Source organism: Photobacterium makurazakiensis (assembly GCF_050336715.1).
Lineage (GTDB): Bacteria > Pseudomonadota > Gammaproteobacteria > Enterobacterales > Vibrionaceae > Photobacterium > Photobacterium makurazakiensis.
Window position 1 is genome coordinate 1 of record NZ_JAKJSJ010000080.1, and the last position, 24,958, is coordinate 24,958.

A 24,958-nucleotide genomic window follows, 5' to 3' on the forward strand; every position below is an offset into this window, starting at 1 on the left:
CTTTCGTTAAGTAGTCCGGCAATACCAATGGTTTGTCCATTGCCTAATTCAACCGTTGTTTTGGCACTGCGCTTTGTTAGCGACGGAACGAAGAACTGCGAGTTGCTGCCTGACGGTGTTAATGTGACAGCACTTTGATTAGATATTTCGCTGACTTCAATATTCAACGCAAGATTGATGCTATCAGGTGAGGATACGGTCGGTACAAACTGTAAACCTACACCGAACTCTTTAAACTCAATGGTTACGTTGTCATCATTGGGTACAGGGATAGGAAACTCACCGCCGGAGAGGAACTCAGCACTTTCACCACTTAACGCTGTTAATGTCGGCTCTGCTAATACTTTTGCCAGCCCGTTGGTTTTTGCAATGCTTAAAGCGGCTGAAAAAAGAGTGCTCCCACTTAAATAACTAGCAAATAGGCCGTTGTCTTCAATACTGAGTGGGTCAGCAATAATTTCAGTAATAATTGAGCCAGCATCGGTTGTTGGCGGAACAACAGGAATACTTGCCCCACCATTGACGCCCCCCCACGTCCAGTTACTATTATTTCGAGCAAAAACGAAGTTGGAATCAAATTCTCGCACTAATGTACGCTGTACTTCCGCAACGGTGACTTCAAGCATGATTTGGTGAGAACCACCAACATTCATTAGGTTTATAATCCCAGAGTTTTTACCAGCGAAAGTATTGGCTATCTCTTCTGCCATCGCAATTTTTTCAGCACTTGAAACATCGCCACTGAGTACTAATTTATTTTGGCTAGTGTATACGGCAATTTTTTCTTGAGGCATAAATTCATACAGTTTAGCTTTGAGCGCGTTTAGGTCGTGGGTGACCTCAACATCAAGTACTGTGATCAAGCGGTCACTTGCTCCCCAAATAATAACGTTGGTCGTGCCTAGCTTTTTGCCAAGCACATAAATTTTGTTAGAACGTAAAATTAAAATGTCCGCCACTTCAGGGTTACCCACCGAGATCTTTTTAGCACTACCTGGTATTTCAACAAGGCGTGATTTGTTTTGCGGTACAGCAATATTTTGTGTCCGCGCAGCGTATGCGCTGGTATTAGAATACAAAAAGGCCAATACAAAAAAGCTAATTAAGAGCGGCTTATAGGCTCTATTTACAAGTGTTTCCATACTAATACTCCCTGTTAAATATGCTAGATTCTAACGTTTACACGGCTAGTATCAGTTCCTTTAATTATGGTGACGCTTTCAGTTGTACGGCGGTATACACGTTTAACTTTTTCTTCTGGATCATTTGGATTACGCAATGAAAGCTGTAATTCGCCTTTCGATTTTGCGGTAATTAAAGACTCGGCTTGTTTTGGAGTAAGTTCTAATGTGACAGCTCTTACAATGATCGGCTTTGACTCGTCAGTGCGGGCTGTTTGGTCAACGGCGAGAATTTTAATTCTTTTAAGTACAGTATGTGCGCGAGACGCTTTTTCTTGTGCGTATATCACATCGACAAAATCACCGGGTAATAAGAAACCAGCAACGCCGATTACATCATTTACACGAATGGTAACTGCACGCATATTGGGTGAAATTAAAGCGGCTAACGTCGTACCTTCTCCAGCAGAGACTAAGCGCTCTTGTCGTAATCGCTCGCCCGCGAAGATTTCGTTTTTTGCCAGTTTGCCAATTACATCGGTTGTTGAGGAAAAGCCAGAGCTTGAAGCAAGATCTTCAGGGTAATATTCAAGTTTCACATGCTTTGCTTCAAGTGGTGTACCAAGGGGGATATTTTGTAAAGCAACAACTCGTGCAATTCGTGGTTCTTTTTTAATAACTTCGACCTCAACTTGCTCGGGAGCTATCGCGACTGGCGTCAGTGAAGCTTGTTTTTCTTGAATCCAGTTATTTGCAAGGAGTAATGCACCAAAGCCCATTAAGAGGGATAATGATAGCATGATCAGTATTTTAGCTTTAGTCATGGACGTTTACCTCTTGCTCATCGTTCACGAAATAGCAATCCCAAACTGTTTGTATTAAGTTTGGGGTGATGATTGGTTCATGGTTATAAAAATTAATTTGATTACTGCACATGGTGACTAGATCGCGAGGATAGCAGGGTAGCAAGGGGGTTCTACTTGGAATATGTAATCGTTCTATTAAGTAAGCGATTGACTCACTGTCGGTAACTAATCCATGTTTTTGGCACTCACTATGCCAGAGTTCACAATAGTCTTTACGCGTGATAGGGCCAAAATGAATTTTGTAGCCGATTCGTCTTAAGAAAGCGTCGTCAGCAAGTTTTGCTGGATGGATATTTGAGGAAAAAACAAGAAGTTGCTCGAAGGGAATATCAAAGTGCTCACCAGAAGTCATCGAGAGGTAATCAATTTTTTCTTCTAGCGGAATAATCCAACGGTTTAATATGGCATCAACCGAGACCTTTTGGCGGCCAAGGTCATCAATAAGAAGCATTCCATTATTTGCTTTCATTTGTAGAGGGGCACGATTTACACGATCTGTAGGGTCGATTGTGACTTCAAGCATTTCAGAGGTTAGTTCACCACCAACAACCACTTCTGGCCGTTCACAATGGACAAGCCTGTTGTCGTGACCGTAGTTAAGAAGGAGTGAAGCTTGCAGTGAATGTTTAACAGGTTTATGGATGATAGGATCAAACAGTTGAATGATTTGGTTTCCAATACAAACTGAATAAGGGATATAGACTTGTGATTCAAACAAATGGACAAGACGACGAGAAATAAATGTTTTACCCGTACCTGGAAGCCCATAGATAAAGATGGCTCGGCCAGAATTAAGTGCTGGGCCGACTTTACCCAAAATGTCTTCTGGCAAAATTAAGTTAATTAAGCCCTGTCGTAAAATATCGGGTGTTATTGTTTCATCTTTTGTTGATTGGCTGAGTACCAGTTTTTTGTAATGAGAAAGCGATATTGGTGCAGGACCAAGGTAACCATCTCTTTGTAACTCATACTGGGTAAAATGCCGACCTTTATCGGTTAAACCATAGCGGATACTGGTAGAAAAACGACCATCAGATCGAACTTCCACTAAAGCTTCTGATTTCTGTTTTTGTAAAATTTGTTCAACAATGTTACCAGATAAACCTATCTTTTTTGAAAGGGTTACAACATCCTCATCTGTAGATTGCGCAAGGTGCTTTAAAGTAAGGGTTTCTAATAACCTCGAAGGAATACCAGTTTGCTCAATCGTTTTAGGTTTCACTGTTAATTGATTACAGCTTTCATCTTTAATCAGTGAGGAGGCATTAACGTTCATAAATCACTCCTTTAATTAAAATAAATAAAACTCGCAGAACAAAGTGGCTAGAAGAATTGCTCCCCCCATGGGAACACTACTTGAAGATATACTGCCTTTAGGTGGTGCTATGTACTCAGAATATAACAGTGCAATTTTATAACGTTGATATGTCTGTATCCCTTCTCCGTTAACCATTACGATGAGTAACGATATGACCCCAGAGAAGACAATGGAAACAGCAACTAATAATACAGCGCCTTCAACTCCAGTAATAAAGCCAAGAGATGCCAGAAGCTTGGCATCTCCTGCGGCGAATACTTTCTTGTAATATAGCGCTAAACACAAAGCTAACCCAATTACAAAGCCTGAAATTGCATTAAGGAATGAAATATCAGTAATTAAGCTAATATTTAATGCACTAAATGAAATTTGAATAAAGCCAATACATAGAATGGCAATAACAATAACATTTGGTATTTTAGCATGGATTATGTCATAAAACGCAGCGTAAAATACCAGTGTAATAATAGGTAGGCTCATATAAACTTATGACAATACTTTTTCAATTTCATCAATAGTTGTAACAATTTTGCCGCCGAGATCACCAAATGCTGCGGCAACACCAGCCGCAATAAGCGAGCCTGCAATTGCATACTCTACTGCCGACAAGCCATCTTCCTCTTTACAGAACTCAACAATAAATGATTTTAAGTTATTCATAGTGTTACTCCTTGAATTAAAATAAATCTTGCCTTTGTGTATGCTGTTTTGTTGCCTGACAATATAAAACTAGACACTGATAAATAAATTACAAAGAAAATAAGCACTTTTATGTGGTATTTTTTTGCGTTAAAATGCCATTGTTTCTATCTCTATGATTTATAAGAGTAATATTCTTGTTGTGTCATTTCTTAATATAGAGCATTCTGTATCAAAAGTGAGAATGCATAGATATTATTACTATTTATATTGATAATATTTAATTTGATCTCCTGTTATAAATGATCTACACAGGCTGCTACTTACTATTATATATATTAATAGTGGGGTTATATGATGTTCTGGTGAAGAGGGATAATGAATAAGGCGAGGAATATGCCATTGAATATTGGGCAGTTCTAGTGTGGCGGATAATTCTTAAACATTTCACGGATCTGTTCATCAATGAACTTTCTACGAGAGTCAGGGGACATAGTTTCGGTCAACTTACGTTGTGAGACAGAGCGCCATACAATTTGATTAGTATTGTTTTCTATAAGTTCTACCACTAACTTGCCGTAGCGATATTCTTTATATTGCCTTGGTGCACTGTAAGCAACCCCAACATTACGGTACCCATAACCAAACCCAAAACTGGTGCCATAAGATTGAAAGTCAGACTGTTCTAGGATGGAGTGTTGCACGGTTAGATCTGCATCTGTTTGCGCGGGCTTTAATCCTTTGGCATAAAGCTGGCCAGAAATGGCATCTTCAACACGTGCAGCGTCAAGGCTAAGTGCATGATCATTTGATGAGCTGGCAAATTGGTAGGTCTTAAATACCGCATAATTTGTAGCACTGTTATAATCTGTGGCAACGTCTGACGTGCAACCCGCCAGTAGTAGTACTCCAAGAAAGAGTTTGCAACGTTTCATACAGCACCTTAAAAGCAACTTTGACGTTGAAAGTATAGCAAACAAGAATCTGGCGTATTTTAGTTCTTAATCGAGAAAATATACCCATCGTTAAACTCTATCTCGATAGTATCTTTAGTCACGGCTAGCTTATCAGTGACGGTGTCACAATGAGGGAACTGGCAATAAATTGAATAGTGCCGATGTAGCCCATTTTCGACAAATGCCTCTAAAATATCCTTTGTATCGGCTATCAGTAGTTTAGGGTGATTGTCTATCATAGCTCGCTAAATTTTCTTTAATGTTTGTTAAAAGGGTAGTTCAGTGTTGATGTAACCGTATTAAAAAATAATGCAGGATAAAACACTTCATGGCGTCTCTATAAGAAAAGTATATTTATTAATCGCTAGTTACCTAGCAACAGCGACTTGGGTATATGCTTATAAGTATCTTGGTGTAAAAACGGTAAGGTAAATGTGATGAGAAAACCTCGGTTAGTCGTCGTTTTAATAGCCCTGCTCAGCTCATCGTGTATTAGTGACTTATATTCGAAACCGACACCTGATACCAATAATGATATCTCCAGCTTGTCAGAGTCTTATGTAAAGGCAACCCGTGGCGGTATCTTCGATTTAACAGCTGTCATCCCTGGCAAAGTCTTTCACCCCCGAGATGGCTATATCAGCTATGAACGTCTTTGGTGTATTGATGAAGAAAAAGGATCTGTGGCTGAATACCTTGAATTTATTGACACACTTTGTGAAAAGAAGAGTGGAGAGATGAAAGGGGAATGGTGCGTTTCAACGAATCATCAATTACCATTATTTAGTGCGACAATTGAACAAAATGGTACCACTTGTACTGGTGGCGATCGAACAACGATTATTCACACGTTAGAACCTATTTCGTCATCGACATCTTCTGAATGGCAGCTCACAGCAGAAGCATTTGGTTATAAAAAACAGTAGTTTTACACCGTTTAAGAATATTGTTTGTTGCAACTTCTTTGCTATTACGGCTTTGTTGTTTTTGTGTTAACGTTAGTTGTTAGTACTGGACAGACCAGAGGGCCGGTGAGATGGATAAGATGGAATGGAAAAGATTAAAGGTAGAAAATGAGTCGGGTATTGTGACTGTTACACTAAACAGGCCCGAGAAAATGAATGCGCTTGATATGGCTTTGTTTCAAGAACTTGATGTAGTGAGTAAACAGCTTAAGCAACAGAAAGGTGTACGTGCTGTGATTGTGAATGGTGCTGGGGGGAACTTCAGCAGCGGATTAGATGTTAAAAGCATGGTGACATCGAAAAAGAAGGCACTATCACTATTAGCAAAGTGGTTGCCGGGCAATGCCAACTTAGCGCAGCGTGTATCTAAGAATTGGCGAGAGCTACCTTTTCCTGTTATTGCGGTTATTGAAGGTAAATGTTACGGCGGTGGTATGCAAATTGCGCTCGGTGCGGATTTTCGCTTTGCGACACCAGATTGTGAGCTTTCCATTATGGAAATTCGTTGGGGGCTTGTGCCTGATATGGCAGGGTTATTATCGCTGCGTGAAGTCGTATCAAAAGATGTAGCGCTAAAGCTAACCATGAGTGGTGACATAGTTTCAGGAAATACGGCAAAGACGTTGTCATTGGTGACGGAAGTCAGTCACAATCCTATGCAAGACGCTAAAGTATTTTGTCAGAAGTTGTCAAATGGCTCACCTGATGCGCTTGCAGCTATAAAGAAAACAACGAATCGTTGCTGGAACCGCTCAGAACGCTATTTATTTGCGCACGAGACATACAGCCAAATTCGTTTATTACTTGGACGTAATTTTGCTATTGCGGGAAAACGACAAAGAAATAAATCAGAAGTGGATTATCAAGACCGCCAGTCATTTTGGTAATTTACTCGCAGTGACTGCTTAATCACGGGAGAGGGTTTTGAATCAAAAAGATAAAGATGTCTTGAAGTTCCTAACTGTCATTGTTGCGCTGTGTATTATAGTGCATATTTTTAATGTGATGATGTCAGGTACTTTGTCTCGCTATGGCTTGTTTCCGCGCCAGTATACTCATGCTTTTGGTTTGGTAACTTATCCCTATATCCATGGCTCATGGGCCCATTTGATCAGTAATCTTGCGTCTTTTTCAGTGCTGGCTTTTCTTACTTCTCGATCAGGCCTATCCCGCTTGATTGCTGTCTATATGATATGTTGGTTAGGCAGTGGTATAGGCGTTTGGCTGTTTGGTAGGCCGCATTATCATGTTGGTTTAAGTGGTATCATTTATGGGATATGGGCTTACCTACTGACTTATGCTGTGATGTATCGCAGTATTAAATCTATTGTCATTGCGGTTTTAGTGATGTTCATTTATGGCTCAATGGTATGGGGATTCATCCCTGTCAATCAATGGGTCAGTTATGAAAGCCATTTGTTTGGTGCAATATCTGGTATGTTGGCAGGGTACATTTTTGCGAAGCGAGATAAGAAGAAAAGGATGAATCATGTTAGTAACATTTAAATGTAAAGCGAGTGGCAATATTATGATGTTTGGTGATGTTGCAAAACAAATGCTACAGATGATGGGGTATTGTGAAAATATTCCGGGCGCAATCGATGCTGAGGATGTTACTGGTGCGCTTAACAAATTGAAGGCAGCATTAAGCAAAATTCAAGAGCTAGAATTGAAAGCTGAACAAAATGCAAAGCAAGACATAGATATCGATGATCTTAATACTATAGATGTTGAGCCTGTTGTGAACTTAGTCCGCCGAGCCTATCCACTTATCGAAATGCTTGAATTGGCGAAAAAAGAAAACTGTCACGTGATGTGGGATAAAGATTAGTTTAACCTCTTCATATCATCTATCCTTCATTAGAGAACACTACTCATGGAGGAGTTTGATGATATCTTTATTTAAATATTCAAAGTTAATTCTTATTATTTCTCTATTAGGTGTTGCCTTTTTTAGCTTGAATTTTTTCAGACTAAGCTATGACACAAGACTAATCTATGACTCTAAAAGAATATTTGTTTGTGGGTTATTAATAGTAACGTCGTTGTTATTGATTGTTTTACCGACATTACGCATCACTCTTAGTAATAGGCTTCAAACCATAGATCCGACCGTAAAAAGTTTATTCGTTATAATGCTGATGTCAGCACTTATTGCGAATTTGACTGGGTTGTATTTTTTTAGAGCTCAAACTGATTATTTTTACTTTATTGGCTTATTGTTTCTTTGTGTGTTGCTATCAATATCAGCATCTAACAATAGAGTCCGTATTTATAATTATTTTATTATTTTAAGTTTGTTTCTTTTTGTATCTGTTATGATTGGCCATTGGCTAAACTTGTACATAGGAAAAGAGCCTACAATTCACAGTGTATTAAGTTATGTAAATCCAAGAATGCTTAATCAAGTTCAAATTTGGTTGATCGTACCAGTATTTTATTTAGCTGTTATTTACAAAGGTAACAGCAGGAAAAATTTGTTTTTTCTTGGTGTGACCTCTGCAAGTTTTTCTGTGTTTTTTGCAACTGATGGTAGAGGAGTGTTCATTAGTGCTGTAACAGCGATAATACTATTTTCTGTTGCAGATAAACTTCTAAGAAAGAATGTTCTAATCATATTAGCGCAGAGTTTAATTTTAGGATATGTGATTAACATATTGTTTCTAACGAAGCTGCCATCATATTTAATGCTTGGTGATTTGTATCACTTTGACCAATCTATAAGACTTTCTTCCTCTGGGCGATTGACGATGTGGATAGATGCACTGAAAATGTCATCTTTTTGGGGTTATGGCGGCGATGCATTTGTTTGTAATGCCCCGGATATAGCGGATAGGCCACACAACTCAATTATACTAACGTTATTTAATTGGGGAGTATTCGCCTCAACCTCTTACCTATTACTACTTTTAACAGCACTTAAAGCGGTTTTTACCACGCGTTATCGTTCAGAAAGAGTTGCGATTATTTCAGTATTAGCGGGTTTTGGGTATAGTTTGGTTTCTGGTGTGCTTGATTCGCCGTTAAGTCAACTTATGGCCGTGATTTCTATTGCGCTGTATTGGTCTATATGGTGCCGAAACAATAAATCATCGAGTAATACATATCAGCCAAAAATTCATATCGCCACTTATTTCATTATTATGTTATCTATTTTGGTTATTAGTTTGACTGCGAATCGAGTTATAGCGAAAGTTTCTAATGGTTACTCTCAGCAGAATACAGAAACTCGCTTGAAACCTCAATTTTGGTTGGGCGATAGCTGTTCGGATGAAGTACCATATTTATTAATCGATAGAACGGCTAACTAACAATATGCAAAGGTGCGAATGGGTCTTCACTTGGGTCATTTACCCAAATATATTCGGCGTTGATTGCAGCTTTTCTTGCTGATTCTTCATTAATTAATTCAGCAATCAACGCGAGTGACACATCCATTGCTGCGCTTTGTCCTGAAGAGGTAAACACATGCCCATCTTTGACCCATCGTGCAACTGGAAACCAATCTATATGATGACCAAATCCTGTCACCCAGCGATATTGTTGTTTGTTGGTTGTAGCTGAACGGTGCTCTAAAACCCCAGCTTGTGCGAGTAAAGCTGCACCAGTACATATTGAACAAATATAGCGTGTTGGTTTGTTCTGTCTTTTAATCCAGTTTATCAGGTGCTCATTTTCTACTGCCTTCCCGATCCCATTGCCTCCTGGTACCATTAATATGTCAAAGTCTTGAAGGGTGTAAAGGCTATCATTAACTGACAATTTAACACCTTGCTGGCTGGTGACGGGGCGCCCATGCTCAGACACAATAAGCAGGTGAAAACTCTCTGGAAACATAGAAAAAAGGGCGATAGGCGCAGATACTTCGAGTAGATCGAAGTCCTCATAGACAACAATGCAAAGATTGTACTTTTGAGAAAAAGAAGGTTGTTGGCTTTCTGGCATATTGTCGCTTGCTGTTAGTAATAAATGATACTTACAAGAATAGACGGGATAACCAGACATGCAGGATGAGTTACTTTATGCTCTTTTGTGAACCATTGCCTTAGGCTTAAGACAGAAGCCTAAGGGGAAACGAGAGCCTAAAAAGGATAGCGCGCGGATATCATCAAACTTTGATCTTCAATGTCTTTTATGCGCCACTCCGCGCCTAAAGAAAAGGCTTCTCCAGCATGAAATCGTGCGTAAACATTGAATTTGGTAAAATCATCATCAAGATGAATTACTCCGAGGACGGCGCCCGTTTCTATGCGAGGTAACACCCATGCTGATAAGCCGATATTAAGCTCTGAGCCGAGCCGCCCCATCGAGCGATCTTCATGTTCACTTTTAACTGATAGTATTTTGATTTGTCCGGTTACATCCGTAAATTGGTTAACAGGTGCATTGAAACCAACACCACCTTTAAGGCGCCAATCGTTATCAAAATTACTTTCAAACTCTACAATTGCATGCGCATTGGGGTGGATCTGTAAGCTACCAGCTGCACCTAACCCGCCAGGACTGATTGGGACACGCGCCTCAATATAACTATAAGGGAAGTTATTGGCGGAAACGATAGAGCTGAAACCTATCATCGTAACAAAGAGGGTGCGTTTTAATCGCTTAAACGGCTGGTGGCGAGTGGTCATATACTTAGCTATCAGTTATTTATCTAGTGAATTATTAATTATGCCAAGCAAAAAAACATCCTGCTATCGTTATTTTATAATTTTGTTAAATTAAGCACTTAAATGCATTTAAAATGAAGGTAAGTTCATTATTTTTTGAAGCAAGATGGACATTTAGATTATCAATTTCGTATTTTTAAACTGATCATTACAATGGCGTGGTCAGTGCTATAGCTATCATCTTTATAACTTGGATTAACTAAATGTTTGTCATGTAACTGGTAGTCATAAACTTCTGCAAGGCTTTCATGGTAAGTCACGTCAAATTCACGAGATAGTAAAATATAATCGAGTACTTGTCCTTTAGCACCATAGTAAAAGGTATACGGTGCAGCAGGATACGGTTCATTGTGATTTAAGTTACGCTGTAAAAGCGACCAGCTGTCATTAAAGCGATAGGGCCCAAGTAATGACTCGTTATCTTGTGGTGATAACTGTCGGGTTGAGCCACTTAATAAATGTGAGAGTACGCCTGAGTGTAGGTCATCATTAAAATCACCCATAAGGACGGCAGGATAGCTTAGTTCGGCCTTTCTATTGATCATTGCTTGCAATAACAAAGCAGCTTCAGTTCCACGTTGGCAGGATGATGCCCACCCACCCAGTAGTTCTTGTGATAGAAGCTCAAGGGCATGAGTTTGTCTAGATTTAGCTGTATGATTGTCGCCTGATGGTAGCTCAACCATTGGTCGTTTAGATTTGAAATGTACAACATAACAATCACATAAACCAATATGTGGCATTTGGATCGTGGCTCTAAGTGGTTGGCGGCTAAAATCGAATCTTTCTTGAGTTACGGTTTTTTGAATTGTGCTAGAAGTCTCAGCTAAATCATCAAGAGACACACTCGCGACAGAGCTAATTGGAAACTTTGAAGCAATGGCGACCACTGGGCTTTGATAGACATAGTCATCAATTCTTTGTGGCTTGTCTACAGTACTGAAATAAGGGTAGCCAGCTTCTTGAAGTAGGCTTTTCAGAGCATCAGGGCTAAAAACCTCTTGAAAGCCAATAACATCAGGTTGGTACTGGGCTAGGTAGCCTACAATCCATGCTGTCTTTTTCTGCCATTGTTCATTGGTGTAGATATTTTCAAAATCATAGAAGGCATCTGGTGGCTCAATAAAATTACATAAATTGAATGTGGCTATTTTTATATATTGATTCGATGCTGTTTGTTCGTGTGATGCCGATATGTACTGCAAAACAGAGCTACTCCAAAAAATGATACTCAAAGCATACAGGCACTAGGGCTAGAAAGCACGTAAGGGGAGACAACCTTTGGTTTTCTAGTCATTTTTCGTGTCAGATTAAGAGCTTAGATTCGCTTACCTATTTATCCTGCCTTGTTTTATGGGCATAATATCAGTTGTTGCACTTAATTTTGGGCGAATCTGATTGAAACCGTTATAAAATCAGATGATTGTCATGCATTAGTATACAAAGCTGAGTACACATAATTTGAGCTTGTTGTTTATAGTAAGAGTGGGTTAGGCATTTTGAAAAATTCAAACAGAAACATACTTACTAAAAGTAGTTTTTATGACCTTGCGAATCGAAAACTGAATAATTATAAAAGTAGAAATATTGAGTACTCGCATTGCAAACTTGAACGTTTTTTGAAAAGGCACACTGGTAAAACATTCATTGCTGATACCGAGTTAGTAAACATCGGTACAGCTGATGGCCTGTATTTTCATAAAGGTTTTTTAATTAAGTATGATGGCATTTACTTTTATTCTTTAACCATTCGTAATGAAATAAAGTATGGTGCTTTGGAGTGTATGAAAGAATATGCTGACTACGTAGCAATGAAGAAAAGCATTACCAAGTAAAAAGGCGCTATAAATTTAATCTCGCGGTTGTTCTAAAACAAGTTGGGTTGAAATGCTTAATTGTAATCGTGCTGCCAGTAGGCAGCACGGCATGATATTGCGGCGAAAGTCGCTGACACCTATGCGATTACTGAGATAAAGCCGTCTAAATTGCAAAGTTTGATCTGAATAACATAAACGACATGAATGTGTGTTTTAGGACAAATGTCCTATTTTAGCTGCGTTACCTTATTAATAATGGCGAGCGTCATGTAAACAGCAGGTTTTTGGTAATGTCGACGCAAACGTTTAATCCATCCGGTTGCCATGTAATGGCGAAGCCAACAGGCTCTAAATGCAACATTGATTGCACATACTGTTTTTACCTTGAAAAAGAGAAACTTTACCCGGATCGTTCTAAAGACTGGATGATGGACGGTGAGACACTTGAGCAGTATGTTCAACAACATATCCAAGCTCAACGAGATAAAGAGGTTGTGTTTGCATGGCAAGGTGGAGAGCCGACATTACGAGGCCTCGCTTTCTTTAAACACGCTGTAGAATTACAAGCGCGTTTTAAAGGCGATAAAAAAATAATCAATACATTCCAAACGAATGGTTTGCTACTAAATGATGAGTGGTGTTCTTTCTTTAAAAAGCACCAGTTCCTAATTGGTGTCTCAATTGATGGTCCAGCACTTTTACATGACACTTATCGGGTTACACGATCAGGTAAACCTACTCATAGTAAAGTTATTGCCGCCATCACATTACTTAAACAATATAAAATAGAATTTAATACACTGACAGTAGTAAGCCAAGCTAATGTAAATGCTGCAATAGAAGTCTATCAATACCTTAAAAGTCTGGGTAGCCAGCATATGCAATTTATTCCGTTGGTTGAGCGAAGAGCAGTTGAAGACACGCAAGATGGGCTCACACTATTAAACCCAGAGCGTAAAGATGTCGCCAATTTGTGTGAATGGTCGGTAGGTTCGAAAGCATTTGGTGACTTTTTAGCAACGATCTTTCACGAGTGGGTGCGGAACGATATTGGTCAAGTATGGGTGCAAATGTTTGAGAATACGTTTGCCTTAACGTGTGACCAACCGGCTCAGATTTGTGTATTTGCTCCAACTTGTGGAAGTGCATTTGCACTTGAAGCAAACGGAGATATTTATAGCTGCGATCATTATGTTTACCCTGAATATAAATTGGGAAATATTCATCAAACCTCATTAAAAGCGATGAATATGAGTGTTGAAAATGCGCAGTTTGGTCAAGCCAAAATGACATCACTATCAAATGACTGTCAGCAATGTGAATACAAATCATTATGTAACGGTGGTTGCCCCAAACACCGCTTTTCACTTTCATCAGCAGGTAAACCTGAACAAAATTATTTATGTCAGGGATACAAAACCTTCTTTTCTTATTCTGCGCCTTATATGGAATTAATGAAGAAGTTGCATCTACATGGTTATCCACCAGCAGCCATTATGGACATTATTAAAAAGAAAGAATCGCAACACCGTTAATTCTACCCAAAAGTAAAATTAAAAGTGGGGGAAGCGTTTCCCCTTTATCTACATGGAGAAAAAGCATCATGTTTAAATTGAGTGCTGTTGCTAAAGGTTGTGCTTTGGCCGCTTTAGCGTGTTCGCAAACTGTTTACGCTGAAGAAAAAGTAGAATCTGTTCAGCCAAACATTATTGTGATCATGGCTGATGACCTCGGCCAATGGGCAACAAGCTTTCGTAACAAAGACATTATTGAAACACCAAACCTTGATTATTTAGCCGAAAACGGCGTGCGCTTTGAAAATGGTATGACGCCAGCGCCTGTAAGTTCTGCTGCTCGTGCATCATTCCATACGGGCAAAATGCCATCTCAGCATGGTGTTTATGACTTTTTAGCAGAAGACCCTAAGTTTGATGCAGGCTGGCTCGATGGCGAAAAGCTACTCTCTGAGCGCATGAAAGATGAAGGCTACCGTACCGCATTGTTAGGTAAGTGGCATGCGACTACCGACAGTAAAGATCCAATTAGAGGTTTTGACCGTTGGTTAAGCTATGATGCTTTAGCTGCTGGTTGGAAAAACCAGTACCTACACTCTGGTACAGTATTGTTTTCAGATGATGGTGAAAACCTTGAATATACCGGTATTCAAGCTCAGTTCTTAACAGATGAAACACTGAAGTTTGTTGATGAAAAAAGTGACCAGCCATTTTTCATTAGCTTGAACTATGTTGAACCACATTTTCCTTTTGAAGGTTTGCCTGAGCGTCTAGTTACTAAGTACCGAGATGTTGCGCATAAAGTCGTTGCTTTTGGTGGTAATTCTGTACTTGAAAACATGAATGACTTTACGTTACCGCCTGATAACCATGAAGAAGCGCTAGCGCAATACTTAGCGGCAGTTACTTTACTTGATGATCAGTTAGGCAAACTAATTGATGGTCTAGAAGGGCGTGATTTACTCGATAACACCGTTATTGCATTTGTATCTGACCACGGTTTATTGATGGGGCAATATGGTTTATACGGTAAAGTAAATGCTTCTTTCCCATATAACTATTACGAAGAAACTATCCGTATTCCTTTCGTTATCTCTGGTCCTGATCACCTTGTCCGTCCAAAGCAAGTACGTGGAGAGTTTGTCGATTTAATCGATCTTCATGCGACAATCTTGGATATGGCATCTACCGATAAACAGTACGATGGTAACTATGGACCTGGTCAAACACTGATTCCGATGCTTAAAGGTGAGCGAGTTCGCGATTGGCGTGAATACCAATTTGCAGAGCGTGGTAACTCACGCATGATCACCAATGGTCATTGGAAACTTATTCGTTATTACCCGCAAGATGCGAGTGGTAAACAGCCTGAAGACCACTGGTATGATTTAAGCAACCCGATGGGTGAGCGATTTATTTCTGAACCGCCTCGTGAAGAGCTACGTGTGCGAATGATCAGCGATATGGACGAGTTTTTCGAACAATACTCAAGCGATGAGCATAATGGTTTGAAAATGTGGGAGCAGGCTTACCCGAACTTCACAACAGAAGATATGATTAACCACGAACGTTGGAACTAATCGTTTAACGTAAGTGAAATCTTAACGAATAGCGCAAGTCGATATGCATAACTGGCTTGCGCTTTTTTAGTTAATAGCGTAACTATTAATACTGTCTTATCAATCAATTGCTTCAATATTTCTGCTGTTTTCATGAAATCTATCCCCTGCAAGTTATGCGTGACAAGCAACGTTTTTAACTGAATGCCTTAGGCCAAAATAATACGAAATGAGTTCTCAGTAAGTAATAAGAACAATGTACTCATGCTGGCAAATAGCATCATAGAGAGGGGGAGGTTGATCAAATGGTTAGCAAATCGTAAATTCCAGGTATAAAAAATGCCGGCCTAAGCCAGCATTTTCGGAATTAAGTCTGAGACTTATAAAGCAACTACGTTAGCTGCTTGAAGGCCTTTTTGGCCTTGTTCAACTTCGAAAGAAACTTTTTGGCCTTCAGCTAGCGTTTTGAAGCCTTCTGAAGCGATAGCACGGAAGTGTACGAATACATCAGCGCCGCCGTTATCTTGAGTGATAAAACCGAAACCTTTCTCTTCGTTAAACCATTTTACGATACCAGTGCTTGAATTAGACATAAATTGCCCCTTATAGAATTCATTAATAAATAAATCGCCAAAATGCGATGTGCTAAGTGGTTGAATTATTTAATGTTACGTAAATATAAGGGAAACTCTCTGGTACAAAACGATAACGTAGATGTAGCTGAAGGTTTAACTTGTACTTGATGCTGCATTTAATAACCTCTGAACAACAGAGCGAGACGAATAATATCAGCTGTGTGTTTTTTGTACAGCTTAATTTTGAGTTTATTACAAAATATTTATATCAAGGTGCTGAGTGAAGCGGTAGGGTTTCTAATTAATTGAAATATATCAATAGCTTAACTCTTTTCCTGAATGGTGGTTATCAGGTAGTGTTCATTACCTTAGGTTTTAAATTAGAGCCTGAATTGCGGAAAATACAATCGTCTATCTAACAGGTACAGGTCATAAACTTGATGCCATCTCAGAAAGGATATGTGCCTACCATCATGGTGGGTTCATTAATTTGTTTTTCCAATAAACCTAGATGTTTTTCGAGTTTGTGTTTATTCCCCTTAGCATGATAAAACAAATGTTAACAGCTTGTTGCGTTCGGGTTTTTGCTTGCAATGCTTTCTTAATGAAGAAATGTATCTATTAATTAATTTCAAGGAATGAACTATGTTAGCTTTTTGGGGGCTCTCGTGCATTGTCGTTTTACTCATATTAATTATGACTAAACGAATTTCAGTAATTGTAGCGCTTGTACTCGTGCCTATCTTTTTCGGTCTTGTTGCGGGACATGGAACAGAATTAGGTGGTTATATAGTTGCTGGACTTAAGAGTGTTGCCCCAACAGGTATCATGCTTACCTTTGCAATTCTTTATTTTTCGGTAATGAATGATGCAGGTATGTTTGATCCAATAATAAAAGGCATTATCAAATTTGGAGGTAATGATCCGGTAAAAGTTGCTGTCGGCACTGCGATTATTGCTATGGTAGCGCACCTTGATGGATCTGGTGCATCAACTTTTCTGGTATGTATACCAGCAATGATTCCAATCTATGATCGATTGGGAATGGACAGGATCGTACTAGCCTGTATGGCAGCTTTGGGTGCAGGGATCATGAATGTTGTACCTTGGGGTGGTCCAGCATTAAGAGCATCGACTTCTCTAAATATTGAAATGACAGATCTTTTCAACCCAGTTATGCCGGCAGTCGGTGCTGGTATGATTACTGTTATTTGTATCGGTGTTTACCTTGGTAAAAAAGAGAAGCAACGGCTAGGCGATACCATTCCTACGAATGAATCAATTGATACAGCTTTGATGCTCGAACCAGAAGAAGAAAATAACCTAAAGCGGCCTAAACTAGTCATATTTAATGTAATACTTACAATTGTAACTATCACCACGTTAGTGATGAAGCTATTACCTTTACCAGCTGTTTTCGTTGTTGCTTTAGCGATAGCGTTGCTTGTTAATTACCCCAATGTAAAAGAACAACAAACACGTATAACTGCCCATGGCCAGGCTGCGATATTGATGATTTCCATTATTTTTGCAGCCGGCGTATTTACTGGGATATTGAAAAACTCAGGAATGATAACTGCTCTTGCTGAATCTTTAGTTTCTTTTATCCCGCAAAGCCTTGGCGGTCAGCTTCCATTACTAACCGCTGTTACTTCAATGCCTGCAAGCTTACTTTTTGATCCTGATTCCTATTACTTTGGTGTATTACCTGTTTTATCTTCTACGGCTGAAGCATTAGGTGCCAGTGGAGTTGAAGTTGCTCGTGGTGCAATTCTAGGACAAATGACAACAGGGTTTCCTGTTAGTCCTTTGACGGCGTCAACATTTTTATTAGTCGGTTTAGCGGGTGTTAACTTAGCCGATCATCAAAAGAAAACTATTCCTTGTGCCTTTGTAGTGACATTAGTCATGACCATTGTTGCAGTAATAAGCGGTGCCATCAGTATTTAACATCTAAGCACAATACATTGGTCATTGGTGTTAATTGTCATTGAAAAGTTGTTATTTGAGGGATTGTATGAAAAAAATTCGAATTGGGTCAGGTGCTGGCTATGCTGGGGACAGAATTGACCCCGCGATTGAGCTTGCCGAAAAAGGAAACCTCGATTTCCTTGTATTTGAGTGTTTGGCTGAGCGCACTATTTCTATTGGCCAAAAACAAAAAAAAATGGACCCAAGTAAAGGATATAATGAATTATTAGAAGACCGTATGAGAGCGGTACTTCCTGAATGTAAAAAAAATAATATTAAGATCGTGACCAACATGGGGGCGGCCAACCCCATTGCTGCTGGTGAGGTTGTTTTAGCTGTTGCTAAAGATATAGGTATTAATGATATTAAGGTCGCAGTTGTAACTGGAGATGATGTTTTACAGCTATTATTAGATCTTGACCTTAAGCTTGAAGATACTGGCATTGCAATTTCATCTTGCAAGAAGCACATTTTGTCAGCCAATGCATATTTGGGTATAGAAGGGCTTCTTACAGCTCTTGAATGTGATGCAGATGTAGTTATTGCGGGTAGGGTTTCTGACCCATCTTTATTCTTAGCACCAATGGTTTATTCCTTTGGTTGGAAGAGCAATGATTGGGATAAATTGGGTAAGGGAACATGTATTGGTCATCTTCTCGAGTGTGCAGGGCAAGTTACTGGTGGGTATTATGCAGACCCTGGAATTAAAGATGTTGAGGGCCTAGGCCGACTAGGGTTTCCATTAGCAGAAGTTGATGCTGAAGGCGGTGCAATCATCACTAAAGTTAAGGGGTCAGGCGGTTGTGTTAATGAGGATACCTGTAAAGAGCAATTATTGTATGAAATACATCAGCCAGACCAATATTTAACCCCTGATGTTACAGCTGACTTTAGTAAGGTTACATTTGAACAGTGTGGTAAAGATATTGTTGCTGTTACTGGGGCAACCGGTAAACCTCGAACTAATACTTTAAAAGCCTCCGTTGGTTATTACGATGGATTTATCGGCGAAGGTGAAATTTCTTATGCTGGAATAAACGCCGTTGCTCGGGGAAATCTTGCTCTTGATATCGTAAAAGAAAGGTTTGCACTTAGTAATCATAAGCATGCTGAAATTCGCTACGATCTGATCGGAGTGAATGCTCTTCATGGCTCATTGCGATCGATAAATAGTGATCCCTATGAAGTTCGAGCAAGAGTTGCAGCCAAGTGTGAAACATGGGTTGAGGCAGTAAAAGTTGGAAATGAAGTCGAAACTTTATATACCAATGGACCTGCTGGAGGAGGTGGGGTAATGAAATCAGTAAAAGAGATTTTAGCTATGGATTCAGTACTTATTTCTCGAAAATATGTAACTCCAACTATTACAGTTCTAGGGGAATAGATATGAAATTAAGGGAGTTAGCACATTCAAGGACTGGCGATAAAGGGAACATTTCAAACATTTCACTTATTGCATATGAACTTTCCAATTATGAAATACTTAGGGAAGCTGTTACGGCTGAAAAGGTAAAGGAATGGTTTGGAGAGATTGTTGTAGGTGATGTTATCCGTTATGAGCTGCCAAATATTGGCGCATTAAATTTCGTGATGTATAAGGCTTTAGGTGGTGGTGTTACACGCTCTCTGGCATTAGACATTCACGGGAAAGGACTCAGCTCCGCACTACTTGACTTAGATATAGAATAACAAACTTTTAAGTTGATATTCAGCATCAATCAATATGGTTAAATGACGAGCTATACCCGTAAGTGAGGCTGTTGGGGGAGCTAGTTAGCATTTGTAATTATATATTACAGCCACAGTTGCGAACCATGTGTAAACTGAGTGTTGATTTATTGTTACTCTTGGTTGATCACAGAATAAATCTTACATTCATTTATGCTCTAATTATTTATGCACTTTATCTTATGGAGAGCAAGTGAATTTATCTATCAAGCACTTACGTGCTTTTTTAATATTAAGTGAGAGTGATAGTTTTACTAATGCCTCTCGACGATTTAATCTCTCTCAGCCTGCTTTTAGTTCTTTAATTGCAGCCTTAGAAGAAGATATAGGTTATCGTCTTTTCGACCGAGATACCCGCCGTGTGAATTTGAATAACAATGGTATTCATTTTCTTGAAATTGCAAGAAAATTGATAAAAAGCCATGATGATGCTATTTCAGAAGTTCGAGCAAGAGGTGAGGGGAGGATAGGCAATGTTACCTTAGCGGTGCTACCATCCCTCGCTGTACAGTGGCTACCAGATATACTCTCAAAATATAATAACGCTTCACCAGAAACCAAGATTAAGCTAATTGATACTCAGTGGAATGCTTGTCTACAAGCATTGTTAGATGGGCAGGCAGATATAGCACTTCTAGCAGGCCAGCCACCTGAAAATCTTTTTGATTCAACGTTACTATTTTCCGACAAGTTTTATGTTCTGAGTCATTCTCAACACCCCTTAGCTAAGTTTTCTAGTATAGAACTTAGCGATCTTCAAAATTATCCATTCATCGGCTTCAGCTCTTGTACTAGTATTCGTCAATATACAGATAGAATTTCAGAAAAATTGGATATAGGTTTAAATTACCAATTAGAAGTAAGAGAGCTAACAACGATGATGGGACTTATATCCGCAAACTATGGAATCAGCATCACAACTGGACTAACACTATTTCAATTTGAACATCAAAATATAACGATTCTACCCATCCGTGATTTGTTTTTAGAAAGGGCAATATATTTAGTTACACCAAAGGGGAAAAGTATTCCTAGCCATGTCCAAAAATTTAGTCAGTTTATAGCAGAACAAGCGAAATCGTTTGAACCTGAGAGAGTAAAAGTATGATTTGGTAAATCCATGCTTTGATGGGATGGTTTCTTAATATTGTTTATATAAGTAAAACTCACTCGGTATCAATATTTTCCAATAACTGTTACTGATAATATAGGCCTGCTACTTATCCAGCTCAACATCAAATTCTTGTTCAAGAATCTTCCGGTTGATGACGCGAATATGTCGCCGCTCAACGATAATTGCTCCTGCATCATGTAATTGCTTCAATATACGACTGTAGACACGTACGGTTGTTCCAAGGCGTTCACATTCTAGGCTTTTATTAATGATGTACTTTTCATCAGGATTATTTCTATCAAAATCAAGTAGATCATCAATAATACAATACTTAATGCTATGCAGTATGCTGCGGGTCATGCGCTCAACAGATAAATACCATTTGGTTGTAATGTGTTTGAAAATGTATTCAGCCAATTTGGGCGTCTGGTAAATTTGCTGAGTAAATGCTTTCCCATCAATAAGGTAGGCATCACAAGTCGTTTCTGCATAGACACTGTAGAAACCACTTTTTTCAGAAAACAGCTCCATTAATCCAAGAAAGCCATTGTGTGCATAGGTGCCAATTTGATAACGACGACCATGGCTTGTTTGACGACTAAGCGAGATTGTCCCTTTAACAATAAAAAAGACGGTGTCGCTATGTTGCCCCTGAGTCATGATCGATTGTCCTTTATCTATCTTGATTGATTTTAAGGACAACAGTGACTGGTTTTCTTTGAGGTAATCGAGAATATTTTCGGAATGGTAAATGTCATGTGAGGTTATGTGCATAATTAAATCGTATCGTTTGAGCTAAAGAAAACCGCAGACGAATACTAGCACCAGAGAGTGATAATTGTTGAGTAAAGTGTGGAGTAGGAGAACAAAATTCTCAATATATTTAGTCACCCAAGCTAAGAAGATAAAAACCATAGCACCAAAACGCCTTCAGTCGAGGCGTTGTCACTTTGGTGCATACGATTTTTATCGTTTGAACGAACCTACGATTATTTTGCTTTGTATGGCTTATATAAACAAAGTGACATGATAATGCCAAAGCAAACGCCCTGAGTGATCATTGCGGTACCACCATAGCTGAAAAACGGTAATGGGCTACCCATAACAGGTAATACGCCACTGACCATACCCATGTTAATGAAGGCATATAAGAAGAAACTCAGTGCCAGCGCACCGCTTACTAAACGATTAAAAGGAGATTCACACTGGCTTGCTAGCCAAATAACCCTTGCAGTAATAAATAGGTATAGGCCAAGCAATAAGACACTACCGAGAAACCCCCATTCTTCGGCAAATGTAGAGAAAATAAAATCAGTGTGGCTTTCAGGTATGAAGCCTAAGTGGCCTTGGGTCGCATTCGTCCAACCTTTACCTTTAATACCACCAGAGCCAATCGCAATTAATGATTGGATTATTTGGTAACCTGCACCGAGTGGATCAGATTCAGGGTCTAGAAATTGGCTAACTCGTTTCTTTTGGTAGGCTTCCATCACAAAGTACCAAAGTAACGGTGCAGCAACGGCTACACTGCCTAAAAATGAACCGATAATCTTCCAACTCATTCCTGCAAAATACAGTACAAAGAGGGCGTAGATCAGGGTGAATATTGCCCCATCTAAATCTGGTTGGATGAAGATTAAGCCGGCAGGGATCCCTGTTACTGCAAGGCATGCCGCAATTTTTTTCATGTTTGGTCGGCCTGCTTCAACAACTAAAAGCCATGCCACCATCATTGGGATCGCAACCTTAACCAGTTCTGAAGGCTGAAAGCGAATTGGACCTATAATAAGCCAACGTTGTGAACCGTTTGTACTATCACCCATGATAATAACACCGAGCAATAATACAATCGCTAAGCCATAAAGGTAAGGAGATATCAGTTGGTACTTGATTGGTGGTATCGCTGACATAACGATAATCGCACATAATGCGATTACAGCACGTATGATATGGCGTTCTAACATGGGTTCACTGAAACCGCTAGCGCTCCACACTGTTAGTGAACCGAGCAAAATCAATGATGTAATAGCAAGAAATAAAGGTAGATCAACTCTGGGTCTATATTGAAACATAATATCTTCATCAAAAGTAATAACGCCGCATGAACAAGTGTTCTGCGTTCTTTGGCTATATAGCTAAGCCTTGTTTGTTCTTAACTTATGATGAAAGCGAACTTATCGATAAAATTTTGTAATGAACATTTGACTCTTTCCAGCCGCCAAGTCGGTGCGCATTTGAGGCGTAAGAACGATATTGCGTTGCTGGAATGGCAACTGCTTTTTGGGCTTCTTTACGCCAATTTTTTGTGACTGATTGAGCTCTATAGAAAGGCGCTTTTGCGGGCTTAGTCTCTGACTCATCGATAAAACGAAGGCTGGGCGCCGATGGTGGTGAAATAAGGACTAGTTGATGATGTGCATCAGAGTGAGATTGTGCTGATGTTGCATAGTCGTATTCTTCACTTTCACGTCTTGATTCTGAAGAGTCAGTCGCCAGTGAAAAATGGTAAGTCGAATGTTGCTCATAACCAGATGCAAAAAAATGGCAAAGAGAGGTTGTTAGGAAAATAAAACAGACACTTAGCAATAAGATCAAATGCTGCTGGAGTGGGTATGGTTTATTTTTTAATCTCAACACGGTAATGGCTATGTTAGTAACGAATAAAAGCTGTCATAAAATAGCGTTTTGGCAAAAAAAAGCAATGTAAATTTCGGGGTATGTACGTTGAGGTTTTTCATTACCCCTTCCAAGTTTGATGGGGCAAGGGGTAAACCTTTAACTTAGAGGCCTGTTGCTATACTTATGGCAATTGTGTGGGATGCTATAGGTAGGTGTTGTTGTGAGAGGTTTGTATCTTATCGTTTTCTTCTTAAGTACTCTTGGAGTATACGGTTGTTCAAGTAATCCTTATGGTGACTCTTATGGTGTTGCTAATACACGGACAATACAGCAAGTTCGATACGGAACAGTGATGAAGACCGAGCCTGTTTCGATTGAAGGTGAAGGACAAGTTGTCGGTGCACTCGCTGGTGCGGCCGTCGGTGGGATCTTAGGCTCAAAAGTGGGCGGAGGATCTGGTTCAGATATTGCGGCCATTGGTGGTGGTGTACTTGGTGGATACGCGGGGAGTAAAGCTGCTGAGGGGGTAACTCGGCGAAATGGCGTGAACTTAACCATTAAAATGGACGATACCGGAGAAACAATTGCGATTGTTCAAGAAGTTAACCCGAGCGTTATTTTTCAAGTCGGTCAGCGTGTAAGGGTAAACGTTGACGGTAAAACAGCAAGGGTCGTGCCAGAGTAATCTAAACGACTATTACTTAACAGAAAAAGGCCGCTGCATCATGTATAACAAATGATTGCAGCGGTTTTTTCGTTGATGGAATAGTATGTGAGAATTATAGCGGGGGTTGCTATATCAGCATGTACAAATTAATAGAGGGTAGTAAGTAATAATGACGTATTTATCTGCAGTAATCGTTGAGCCTGAAGTTAAGGCAACTGCATCGGTTATCTGGTTGCATGGGTTAGGTTCTAATGGACACGACTTTGAGTCGATTTTACCTGAGCTTCATTTGTCTGCTGATGCGCCGATAAGGTTCATTTTTCCACATTCACCGTCAATGCCTGTAACGGTTAATGGCGGCATGGTTATGCCGGCTTGGTACGATATTTTAGAGATGGGCGCAGGAAGAAAGTTGAATATTGAGCAGTTAAAAACGTCGGCAGAGCAAGTAACCCAATTAATAGACCGAGAAATTGCTAATGGTATTGCCAGCGAGCGGGTAATTGTTGCTGGTTTCTCTCAAGGAGGGGCAGTTGCTTATCATGCCGCGTTAAGCTATTCCAAATCATTAGGGGGATTATTGGCGCTATCGACATATTTTCCAACGGCAGATACTATTTCTCTTTCTGATGCGAATAAAAATATTCCGATTAATGTCATGCATGGCTCTTTCGATCCTGTTGTTGTCCCTACTATGGGCAAAAGCGCGATGAAATCACTGCAACAGTTAGGCTTAGCGGCGTCATGGCGTGAATATCCAATGGAACATCAAGTGTGCTTAGAGCAAATTAAAGATATCGCTGAATGGCTTGCGCAACAATTGAATCGATAAAGTAAACTACTGCGTTAGGAAAAGATC

The 24,958-nt window shown here is 39.6% G+C and carries 29 protein-coding genes; 14 read left to right on the plus strand and 15 right to left on the minus strand.

The window, feature by feature from the left end; translation table 11 throughout:
• The 7 genes from L4D09_RS25615 to L4D09_RS25645 all read right to left on the minus strand — a co-directional run.
• A partial coding sequence (locus tag L4D09_RS25615; RefSeq protein WP_428460383.1) for a type II and III secretion system protein family protein occupies positions 1-1,142 on the minus strand: 1,142 nt, incomplete at its 3' end.
• A gap of 23 nt (positions 1,143-1,165) precedes the next feature.
• Positions 1,166-1,945 (minus strand): Flp pilus assembly protein CpaB, encoded by a 780-nt coding sequence (gene cpaB, locus L4D09_RS25620; protein ID WP_428460384.1) that lies wholly within the window; start codon positions 1,943-1,945, stop codon positions 1,166-1,168.
• Positions 1,938-3,263 carry a DUF8689 domain-containing protein gene (locus L4D09_RS25625; protein WP_428460385.1) on the minus strand — a complete coding sequence of 442 codons (1,326 nt, stop codon included), beginning with the start codon at positions 3,261-3,263 and terminating at the stop codon, positions 1,938-1,940. Before L4D09_RS25625 ends, cpaB begins: the two co-directional genes overlap by 8 nt.
• Positions 3,264-3,278: 15 nt before the next feature.
• A complete protein-coding gene (locus L4D09_RS25630) occupies positions 3,279-3,785 on the minus strand; it encodes an A24 family peptidase (RefSeq protein WP_428460386.1) in 507 nt (168 codons plus the stop codon).
• A gap of 6 nt (positions 3,786-3,791) precedes the next feature.
• The gene (locus L4D09_RS25635) at positions 3,792-3,965 is read right to left on the minus strand and encodes a Flp family type IVb pilin (RefSeq protein WP_428460387.1); all 174 of its coding nucleotides are present in this window, start codon (positions 3,963-3,965) and stop codon (positions 3,792-3,794) included.
• Positions 3,966-4,363: 398 nt separating this feature from the next.
• Positions 4,364-4,879 carry a DUF4136 domain-containing protein gene (locus tag L4D09_RS25640; protein WP_428460388.1) on the minus strand — a complete coding sequence of 172 codons (516 nt, stop codon included), beginning with the start codon at positions 4,877-4,879 and terminating at the stop codon, positions 4,364-4,366.
• Between the two features lie 59 nt (positions 4,880-4,938).
• Positions 4,939-5,139, minus strand: a complete 201-nt coding sequence (locus L4D09_RS25645) for a hypothetical protein (RefSeq protein ID WP_428460389.1) — start codon at positions 5,137-5,139, stop codon at positions 4,939-4,941.
• A gap of 198 nt (positions 5,140-5,337) precedes the next feature.
• On the opposite strand from L4D09_RS25645, the gene L4D09_RS25650 reads away from it, so the two are divergent.
• From L4D09_RS25650 to L4D09_RS25670, 5 genes are all read left to right on the plus strand, one after another.
• Complete coding sequence (locus L4D09_RS25650; RefSeq protein ID WP_428460390.1) at positions 5,338-5,826, plus strand: hypothetical protein; 489 nt, start codon at positions 5,338-5,340, stop codon at positions 5,824-5,826.
• Positions 5,827-5,936: 110 nt separating this feature from the next.
• Positions 5,937-6,752 (plus strand): crotonase/enoyl-CoA hydratase family protein, encoded by an 816-nt coding sequence (locus L4D09_RS25655; RefSeq protein WP_428460391.1) that lies wholly within the window; start codon positions 5,937-5,939, stop codon positions 6,750-6,752.
• A gap of 37 nt (positions 6,753-6,789) precedes the next feature.
• Positions 6,790-7,371, plus strand: a complete 582-nt coding sequence (locus tag L4D09_RS25660) for a rhomboid family intramembrane serine protease (protein WP_428460392.1) — start codon at positions 6,790-6,792, stop codon at positions 7,369-7,371.
• Positions 7,355-7,696 (plus strand): DUF1840 domain-containing protein, encoded by a 342-nt coding sequence (locus L4D09_RS25665; RefSeq protein WP_428460393.1) that lies wholly within the window; start codon positions 7,355-7,357, stop codon positions 7,694-7,696. Before L4D09_RS25660 ends, L4D09_RS25665 begins: the two co-directional genes overlap by 17 nt.
• 58 nt (positions 7,697-7,754) lie before the next feature.
• Entirely contained in the window at positions 7,755-9,176 is a 1,422-nt protein-coding gene (locus L4D09_RS25670) for a hypothetical protein (RefSeq protein WP_428460394.1), read from the plus strand.
• On the opposite strand, the gene L4D09_RS25675 is transcribed toward L4D09_RS25670, so the two are convergent.
• From L4D09_RS25675 to L4D09_RS25685, 3 genes are all read right to left on the minus strand, one after another.
• On the minus strand, positions 9,169-9,870 hold the full coding sequence (locus L4D09_RS25675; RefSeq protein WP_428460395.1) for a DJ-1/PfpI family protein: 702 nt from the start codon (positions 9,868-9,870) through the stop codon (positions 9,169-9,171). The two genes, L4D09_RS25670 and L4D09_RS25675, sit on opposite strands and share 8 nt — an antisense overlap.
• A 77-nt stretch (positions 9,871-9,947) precedes the next feature.
• Entirely contained in the window at positions 9,948-10,496 is a 549-nt protein-coding gene (locus L4D09_RS25680) for a hypothetical protein (protein WP_428460396.1), read from the minus strand.
• Between the two features lie 161 nt (positions 10,497-10,657).
• A complete protein-coding gene (locus L4D09_RS25685; protein WP_428460397.1) occupies positions 10,658-11,740 on the minus strand; it encodes an endonuclease/exonuclease/phosphatase family protein in 1,083 nt (360 codons plus the stop codon).
• A gap of 414 nt (positions 11,741-12,154) precedes the next feature.
• Here L4D09_RS25685 and L4D09_RS25690 point away from each other — a divergent pair, with 414 nt between their 5' ends.
• The 3 genes from L4D09_RS25690 (at position 12,155) to L4D09_RS25700 (ending at position 15,446) form a co-directional block, all read left to right on the plus strand.
• Complete coding sequence (locus tag L4D09_RS25690; protein ID WP_428460398.1) at positions 12,155-12,370, plus strand: hypothetical protein; 216 nt, start codon at positions 12,155-12,157, stop codon at positions 12,368-12,370.
• Between the two features lie 272 nt (positions 12,371-12,642).
• Positions 12,643-13,887 carry an anaerobic sulfatase maturase gene (locus L4D09_RS25695; protein WP_428460399.1) on the plus strand — a complete coding sequence of 415 codons (1,245 nt, stop codon included), beginning with the start codon at positions 12,643-12,645 and terminating at the stop codon, positions 13,885-13,887.
• A 68-nt stretch (positions 13,888-13,955) separates the two neighbouring features.
• On the plus strand, positions 13,956-15,446 hold the full coding sequence (locus tag L4D09_RS25700) for a sulfatase family protein (protein ID WP_428460400.1): 1,491 nt from the start codon (positions 13,956-13,958) through the stop codon (positions 15,444-15,446).
• On the opposite strand, the gene L4D09_RS25705 is transcribed toward L4D09_RS25700, so the two are convergent.
• Positions 15,443-15,580 (minus strand): hypothetical protein, encoded by a 138-nt coding sequence (locus tag L4D09_RS25705; RefSeq protein ID WP_428460401.1) that lies wholly within the window; start codon positions 15,578-15,580, stop codon positions 15,443-15,445. The genes L4D09_RS25700 and L4D09_RS25705 overlap by 4 nt on opposite strands.
• Before the next feature lie 225 nt (positions 15,581-15,805).
• Positions 15,806-16,018: a transcription antiterminator/RNA stability regulator CspE gene (cspE, locus tag L4D09_RS25710; RefSeq protein WP_428460402.1), complete on the minus strand. Its 213-nt coding sequence runs from the start codon at positions 16,016-16,018 to the stop codon at positions 15,806-15,808.
• 627 nt (positions 16,019-16,645) lie between these two features.
• Here cspE and L4D09_RS25715 point away from each other — a divergent pair.
• The 4 genes from L4D09_RS25715 to L4D09_RS25730 all read left to right on the plus strand — a co-directional run bounded on the left by L4D09_RS25715 (position 16,646) and on the right by L4D09_RS25730 (position 20,807).
• A complete protein-coding gene (locus L4D09_RS25715; protein ID WP_428460403.1) occupies positions 16,646-17,950 on the plus strand; it encodes a CitMHS family transporter in 1,305 nt (434 codons plus the stop codon).
• Positions 17,951-18,017: 67 nt separating this feature from the next.
• The gene (locus L4D09_RS25720; protein WP_428460404.1) at positions 18,018-19,355 is read left to right on the plus strand and encodes an acyclic terpene utilization AtuA family protein; all 1,338 of its coding nucleotides are present in this window, start codon (positions 18,018-18,020) and stop codon (positions 19,353-19,355) included.
• 2 nt (positions 19,356-19,357) lie between these two features.
• The gene (locus L4D09_RS25725) at positions 19,358-19,660 is read left to right on the plus strand and encodes an AtuA-related protein (RefSeq protein WP_428460405.1); all 303 of its coding nucleotides are present in this window, start codon (positions 19,358-19,360) and stop codon (positions 19,658-19,660) included.
• Positions 19,661-19,892: 232 nt separating this feature from the next.
• Positions 19,893-20,807, plus strand: coding sequence for a LysR family transcriptional regulator (locus L4D09_RS25730; protein WP_428460406.1), 915 nt, complete (start codon positions 19,893-19,895; stop codon positions 20,805-20,807).
• Between the two features lie 108 nt (positions 20,808-20,915).
• On the opposite strand, the gene L4D09_RS25735 is transcribed toward L4D09_RS25730, so the two are convergent.
• The 3 genes from L4D09_RS25735 to L4D09_RS25745 form a co-directional block, all read right to left on the minus strand.
• The gene (locus L4D09_RS25735) at positions 20,916-21,587 is read right to left on the minus strand and encodes a Crp/Fnr family transcriptional regulator (protein WP_428460407.1); all 672 of its coding nucleotides are present in this window, start codon (positions 21,585-21,587) and stop codon (positions 20,916-20,918) included.
• A gap of 215 nt (positions 21,588-21,802) precedes the next feature.
• On the minus strand, positions 21,803-22,885 hold the full coding sequence (gene rodA / locus L4D09_RS25740) for a rod shape-determining protein RodA (RefSeq protein ID WP_428460408.1): 1,083 nt from the start codon (positions 22,883-22,885) through the stop codon (positions 21,803-21,805).
• Between the two features lie 85 nt (positions 22,886-22,970).
• On the minus strand, positions 22,971-23,450 hold the full coding sequence (locus tag L4D09_RS25745; RefSeq protein WP_428460409.1) for a hypothetical protein: 480 nt from the start codon (positions 23,448-23,450) through the stop codon (positions 22,971-22,973).
• A 202-nt stretch (positions 23,451-23,652) separates the two neighbouring features.
• Between L4D09_RS25745 and L4D09_RS25750 the strand changes: the two genes are divergently transcribed.
• The gene (locus tag L4D09_RS25750; protein WP_428460410.1) at positions 23,653-24,117 is read left to right on the plus strand and encodes an outer membrane lipoprotein; all 465 of its coding nucleotides are present in this window, start codon (positions 23,653-23,655) and stop codon (positions 24,115-24,117) included.
• Between the two features lie 151 nt (positions 24,118-24,268).
• Positions 24,269-24,931 (plus strand): alpha/beta hydrolase, encoded by a 663-nt coding sequence (locus L4D09_RS25755; protein ID WP_428460411.1) that lies wholly within the window; start codon positions 24,269-24,271, stop codon positions 24,929-24,931.
• Positions 24,932-24,958: the final 27 nt, after the last annotated feature.

Coding starts and splice junctions, on each gene's coding strand:
- cpaB (WP_428460384.1), bottom strand. CDS start 1,945: ATGACTAAAGCTAAAATACTGATCATGCTATCATTATCCCTCTTAATG.
- L4D09_RS25625 (WP_428460385.1), bottom strand. CDS start 3,263: ATGAACGTTAATGCCTCCTCACTGATTAAAGATGAAAGCTGTAATCAA.
- L4D09_RS25630 (WP_428460386.1), bottom strand. CDS start 3,785: ATGAGCCTACCTATTATTACACTGGTATTTTACGCTGCGTTTTATGAC.
- L4D09_RS25635 (WP_428460387.1), bottom strand. CDS start 3,965: ATGAATAACTTAAAATCATTTATTGTTGAGTTCTGTAAAGAGGAAGAT.
- L4D09_RS25640 (WP_428460388.1), bottom strand. CDS start 4,879: ATGAAACGTTGCAAACTCTTTCTTGGAGTACTACTACTGGCGGGTTGC.
- L4D09_RS25645 (WP_428460389.1), bottom strand. CDS start 5,139: ATGATAGACAATCACCCTAAACTACTGATAGCCGATACAAAGGATATT.
- L4D09_RS25650 (WP_428460390.1), top strand. CDS start 5,338: ATGAGAAAACCTCGGTTAGTCGTCGTTTTAATAGCCCTGCTCAGCTCA.
- L4D09_RS25655 (WP_428460391.1), top strand. CDS start 5,937: ATGGATAAGATGGAATGGAAAAGATTAAAGGTAGAAAATGAGTCGGGT.
- L4D09_RS25665 (WP_428460393.1), top strand. CDS start 7,355: ATGTTAGTAACATTTAAATGTAAAGCGAGTGGCAATATTATGATGTTT.
- L4D09_RS25670 (WP_428460394.1), top strand. CDS start 7,755: ATGATATCTTTATTTAAATATTCAAAGTTAATTCTTATTATTTCTCTA.
- L4D09_RS25675 (WP_428460395.1), bottom strand. CDS start 9,870: ATGTCTGGTTATCCCGTCTATTCTTGTAAGTATCATTTATTACTAACA.
- L4D09_RS25680 (WP_428460396.1), bottom strand. CDS start 10,496: ATGACCACTCGCCACCAGCCGTTTAAGCGATTAAAACGCACCCTCTTT.
- L4D09_RS25695 (WP_428460399.1), top strand. CDS start 12,643: ATGTCGACGCAAACGTTTAATCCATCCGGTTGCCATGTAATGGCGAAG.
- L4D09_RS25700 (WP_428460400.1), top strand. CDS start 13,956: ATGTTTAAATTGAGTGCTGTTGCTAAAGGTTGTGCTTTGGCCGCTTTA.
- L4D09_RS25705 (WP_428460401.1), bottom strand. CDS start 15,580: ATGAAAACAGCAGAAATATTGAAGCAATTGATTGATAAGACAGTATTA.
- cspE (WP_428460402.1), bottom strand. CDS start 16,018: ATGTCTAATTCAAGCACTGGTATCGTAAAATGGTTTAACGAAGAGAAA.
- L4D09_RS25715 (WP_428460403.1), top strand. CDS start 16,646: ATGTTAGCTTTTTGGGGGCTCTCGTGCATTGTCGTTTTACTCATATTA.
- L4D09_RS25720 (WP_428460404.1), top strand. CDS start 18,018: ATGAAAAAAATTCGAATTGGGTCAGGTGCTGGCTATGCTGGGGACAGA.
- L4D09_RS25725 (WP_428460405.1), top strand. CDS start 19,358: ATGAAATTAAGGGAGTTAGCACATTCAAGGACTGGCGATAAAGGGAAC.
- L4D09_RS25735 (WP_428460407.1), bottom strand. CDS start 21,587: ATGCACATAACCTCACATGACATTTACCATTCCGAAAATATTCTCGAT.
- rodA (WP_428460408.1), bottom strand. CDS start 22,885: ATGTTTCAATATAGACCCAGAGTTGATCTACCTTTATTTCTTGCTATT.
- L4D09_RS25755 (WP_428460411.1), top strand. CDS start 24,269: ATGACGTATTTATCTGCAGTAATCGTTGAGCCTGAAGTTAAGGCAACT.